Source organism: Candidatus Methylomirabilota bacterium, from assembly GCA_036005065.1.
Lineage (GTDB): Bacteria > Methylomirabilota > Methylomirabilia > Rokubacteriales > DASRDR01 > DASYQW01.
Map to the genome: position 1 here is coordinate 1 of DASYQW010000280.1, position 4,448 is coordinate 4,448.

At 71.0% G+C, this 4,448-nt stretch carries 3 protein-coding genes; all 3 read right to left on the bottom strand.

Going from position 1 to position 4,448, the window contains the following annotated elements:
* A partial coding sequence (locus VGW35_19125) for an amylo-alpha-1,6-glucosidase (protein HEV8309780.1) occupies positions 1-2,015 on the bottom strand: 2,015 nt, incomplete at its 3' end.
* On the bottom strand, positions 2,012-3,052 hold the full coding sequence (locus VGW35_19130; GenBank protein ID HEV8309781.1) for a glycosyltransferase family 4 protein: 1,041 nt from the start codon (positions 3,050-3,052) through the stop codon (positions 2,012-2,014). The genes VGW35_19125 and VGW35_19130, both read right to left, overlap by 4 nt.
* Positions 3,053-3,249: 197 nt before the next feature.
* Positions 3,250-4,448: hypothetical protein (locus VGW35_19135; GenBank protein HEV8309782.1), on the bottom strand; the 1,199-nt coding region annotated here is incomplete at its 5' end.

Sequence of the window (4,448 nt, forward strand, 5' to 3'; positions counted from 1 at the left end):
CGGTTCTCCCGGGCGTCGGGGGCCAGGCCGAGCATGGCGGACAGGAGCTGGAAGACGACACCGGCGGTCCAGGCCTGCGGCGAGCAGGCGACCGGATAGCGGGTAGGCCCGTACTCGGGCACCCGGGGAAAGCCGCAGAAGAGCTCCGGCATGCGGAGATCCTCGAACTGCAGGACCGCTTCGAGCAGCCCGGAGGCGAGGGTCACGAACGGGTCCGTGAGGCCGTAGCGGCGCAGCCCGACCGCCGCGATGGCCGTGTCGTGGGGCCAGACCGAGCCGTTGTGGTAGCTCATGGGGTTGTAGAGGCGTTCGCGGGCGGAGAGGGTGCGGAGCCCCCAGCCGGAGAACATGTCGCTGGACATCAGCCGCTTGGCCACCGCCTCGGCCCGCGCCTCGGTGACGATTCCCATCCAGAGACAGTGGCCCGGGTTGGAGGAGATGACCCGGCACGGCTGGCCTTCGCCGTCGAGCGCCAGGGCGTAGAAGGCTTCGTCTTCCAGCCAGAGGTCGCGCTCGAACCGCTGTCGCAGCAGGCGCGCGCCCTCACGGAGGGCCGGCCCCACTTCCGCGCGCCCGATGCCTTCCGCCAGCTCGGCCGCCCCCAGCAGAGCCGCGTACTTGTAGGCCTGCGCCTCGACCAGGGCAATGGGAGCCGCCGCCAGCTGGCCGGAGGCATGCATCACGGCGTCCTGGGCATCCTTCCAGCCCTGGTTGTCGAGGCCGCGCGGGGAGCGGCGATGGTACTTCAGGTACCCGTCGGCGTCCGGGGCGCCGGGGCCGGCCATCCACCGGAGCGCCCGCTCGAGCGCGGGCCAGAGCTCGCGCACGAGTCCCACGTCCCCCGTCCACTTGAAGTACTCGGCCAGGAGGATCACGAAGAGCGGCGTGGCGTCGACCGACCCGTAGTAGGGGATGAACACGATCTCTCGGCAGGCGGCCAGCTCGCCGCGCCGATACTCGTGGAGGATCTTGCCGGGCTCCTGGTCCGTGAAGTCGTCGTCCCTCGTCCCCTGAAAGGACGCCAGGAAGCGGAGGGTGCCGCGGGCAATCTCGGGCGCAAACGGCAGCACCTGGAGGGCGGTGATGAGGCTGTCGCGGCCGAACGGCGCCACGTACCAGGGGATCCCGGCGTAGGGGATGAAGCCGTGCGGGGTGCGGGTGAGGAGCATGCGGAGGTCCGTGCGGGCGCGCGTGATCCAGTGGTTGACCTGCTCGTGGTCGGTCTGGATCTGGGTGGCTCGCCGAGCGACCTCGTCATGGTCCGTCCGGCGCTGCGTCAGGACCTCCCCGAGGTGGAGCGACGGCGGCCGGGCCTGCGGGCCGCGTACGGCCGAGATGGTCACCGACAGCTCCACGGTGCCGCCCGACGGCATGGAGAGGCGGTAACGGGCCACGCCGCCGCCGAGCTCGGCCGGCTCGGGGTCGAACGCCAGGTAGGTGGTGCGCAGGACCTCGTCGAGGCCCTGATAGGCGAATCGGACAGTGGAGCGGTCGTACTCCGGCGGCAGCACGATGCCGCGCCGGTCCCGCACCAGGCCGCGCACCTCGAACACGTCGGCGAAGTCGGCGCCGAAGTGCCAGCTCAGCGTCAGCTCCTGCGAGTCGCCGCTGAAGTTCTCCAGGGTCAAGGTCTGATAGAGCTGCCGCCCGTGGAGGGTCAGCCGCCGCGCCAGCCGGATCGTCCGGCCCTGCAGGACGAGGTGCCCGTTCTCGCTCACGTCGGGGTTGGTGAGGTCGACGGCGAGCTGCAGAGCCTCCTCGGAGACCGCGGCGTTCAGCAGGAGGGGGCGTTGCTCGTGGACGCGCAGGTCGAACTGCTGTAGGAAGCGCGTGTCCTCCACGTAGAACCCGAACTCGCTCCCGGGCAGCCGCGGGAAGTCCCCTCGGCGATCGGCGACGAGAAAGCCGTTGTCGTGCTTGAGGACGAGCTTCGGCAGGTCGGCGGCGACGCTGGACGCGAGGATGTAGTATCGGTCGCCGACAGTCAGGTCGTCGTCGGGTAGATGTCGCGTCATGCCGCGCGATCCGAGATCGCCAGGCTCCGGTAGATGGTCTCGTAACGGTCGACCATGTGCGGGACCGTGAACTGGGCCTCGACATGGCGGCGGCAGGCCGCCCGGTCGATCGTGTCGAGACGCTTGACGGCTTCCACCAGGTCCTCGACGCTGTCTCCGAGAAAGCCGATGCCGGGCACGATCACCTCGGGGACGGCGCCGCAGGGACGGGCGATGACCGGCGTGCCGCAGGCGAGGGCCTCGATCATCACCAGGCCGAACGGCTCCGGCCAGTCGACCGGGAAGAGGAGGGCGTGCGCGTTGCCGAGGAAGCGCGCCTTGGCCGAATCTCCGATCTCACCCACCCACTCGATCCGGGGCGGATCCAGTCGCGGCTCGATCTCGCGCTCGAAATAGCTGCGGTCGGCGGGATCGACCTTGGCGGCGAGCTTGAGGGGCCGGCCCACCCGCCGGGCGACCTCGATGGCCAGGTCGGGCCGCTTCTCGGGGGACAGCCGGCCCAGGAACGCCAAATACTCGCCGCCGCGCGGCGAGTAGGGGTACCGCTCGAGGGGCAGCCCGTGGGGCACCGTGCCGACCCAGTCGAGGCCGAGAGGTCGGAGGGGCTCTCGCTGGGCATCGCTGATCGACACCAGCGGCACATCCCGGAAGTGCCGGAACACCGGCCCGAGGTGCGGCAGGTCGAGGCGCCCGTGCAGCGTGTGGAGCGTGGGCGTCCCCACGAGTCGCGCGTACGGGAAGGCCACGTAATCCACGTGACAGTGGATCAGGTCGAACTCCCGGGCCCGCTCGAACACCTGGGCGAGCTGGAGGATGTGGGGCGCCAGCGGGTCCCGCGCGTCCGGGTCGAGCCGTAGCGCCTTCGGCGCCGAGGCCACCAGCTCCGCCGACGTCTGGGAATCGCCGCTCGCGAAGAGGGTGACGGCGTGGCCCCGCCGGACGAGCTCCTCCGTCAGGTAGGAGACGACTCGCTCGGTGCCGCCGTACTGGACCGGCGGCACGGGCTCGTACAGGGGCGCCACCTGGGCGATTCGCATTCTCAGCTCTGTGCGCTCGTCACTTCGCCGAAGGTCCAGCGACGTCACGCCCGCGACGCCGGTGTCCGGCCGTGGGACGCCGGTTCGACGGAGCGGGCGAGCAGCCTCAGCTCAGTATGCAGAGATGAGGCCGGGACAACCCGGCCGCTCCCCGGGACCCCGACGCGGGGGCGCCGGGGTCGGTGGGCCGGTCGCGATCAGGGCCACAGCCCCGAGGACGAGCCCACCCAGGTCCGATCCTTGTTGAAGTCGACTCCCATCATCTTCCCCTGGGACAGGCGGATGAGCGTCGTGACCGGCAGGGGCTCTCGGTTCCGCCACACCACCATGATCCGCACCTCGCACTTCGACCGGTTTCCATCGGTGGTCTCGATGACGGGCGCATACTCCACCTTGCGCATCAGGAGCGTCTGGCGGCGCCGCTCGGCCGGAAGGGCGTCGAGGTCGCCGGGCGTCAGGTCGACCTTCACGCCGAGGCCGGCGAAGGAGTAGAGCGGCTTCAGGACCCAGGCGCCGAGGTCGGCGGGGGGCCGATCGAGATCCGAGAGGAAGACCGCCTGGGGGACGGCCGGGTGGTCCAGCGCGGGCAGGGCATGCTTGCTCCAGCGGAAGTACCAGTTCGGGTGGCCGGCCCACTCGACGTCCAGCGGCTCTCCGTAGCGGAACGGGAGCGCGACCCGCTTGGCCTGGAGCTCGTCGACGATGATCCGGTTGTAGATCCGGAGGATCCGCGTCGGCGTGCCGTCCCGCCGGTACCAGAGCTCCCGCCCGCGCTTCTCGAGGGTCGTCGGGCACACGGCGCGGATGCCCCAGAGCTTCTGCGTCATCGCGAAGTCGGGATAGGTCTTCTGGGAGGGCGGGTCGAGGTCGAGGAGGACGACGTGCTCGGGCGGATACCCGCCCAGGATGGCGTCGCCGACCACGCGGCGGTAGCCGGCCTGATCGAGCCCGGACAGCAGGAAGTCGAGCCGCTGGCCGTTCGGGACGAGCTCGCGCAGCTCGAGCGCCTGGAGGAGCTGGAACCCGTAGAGGGACGGGAAGCCCTGGAGCTCGATCAGACGGGCGGTAAGCCGGCCGTCCGGACGGTCGCCCTCGCGCGTCACCGCGAAGTCGAACTGGGCGAAGAGCGGATGTGCGTCGCCGCCCGGGACGTCGAACTCGGCCGGCACCGCCCCGAGCGACCGGCGCTGGCGCTCCGGCGTCGAGAGCTGGGCGACGAGCGCCAGGGTGGCGGCGACCATCTCGTCCCGCAGGGCCGGCGGAAGGAACACCGGGGATTCGGCGACCCGGAACTCGATCGGGCACCCCGCCTCGGCCTCGAGCCGGCGGCGGTACTCCTTGTACTTGGCGTCGGTGTAGGCGGCGTTGTAGGCGCGGCGCCACTCGGGGATCATCG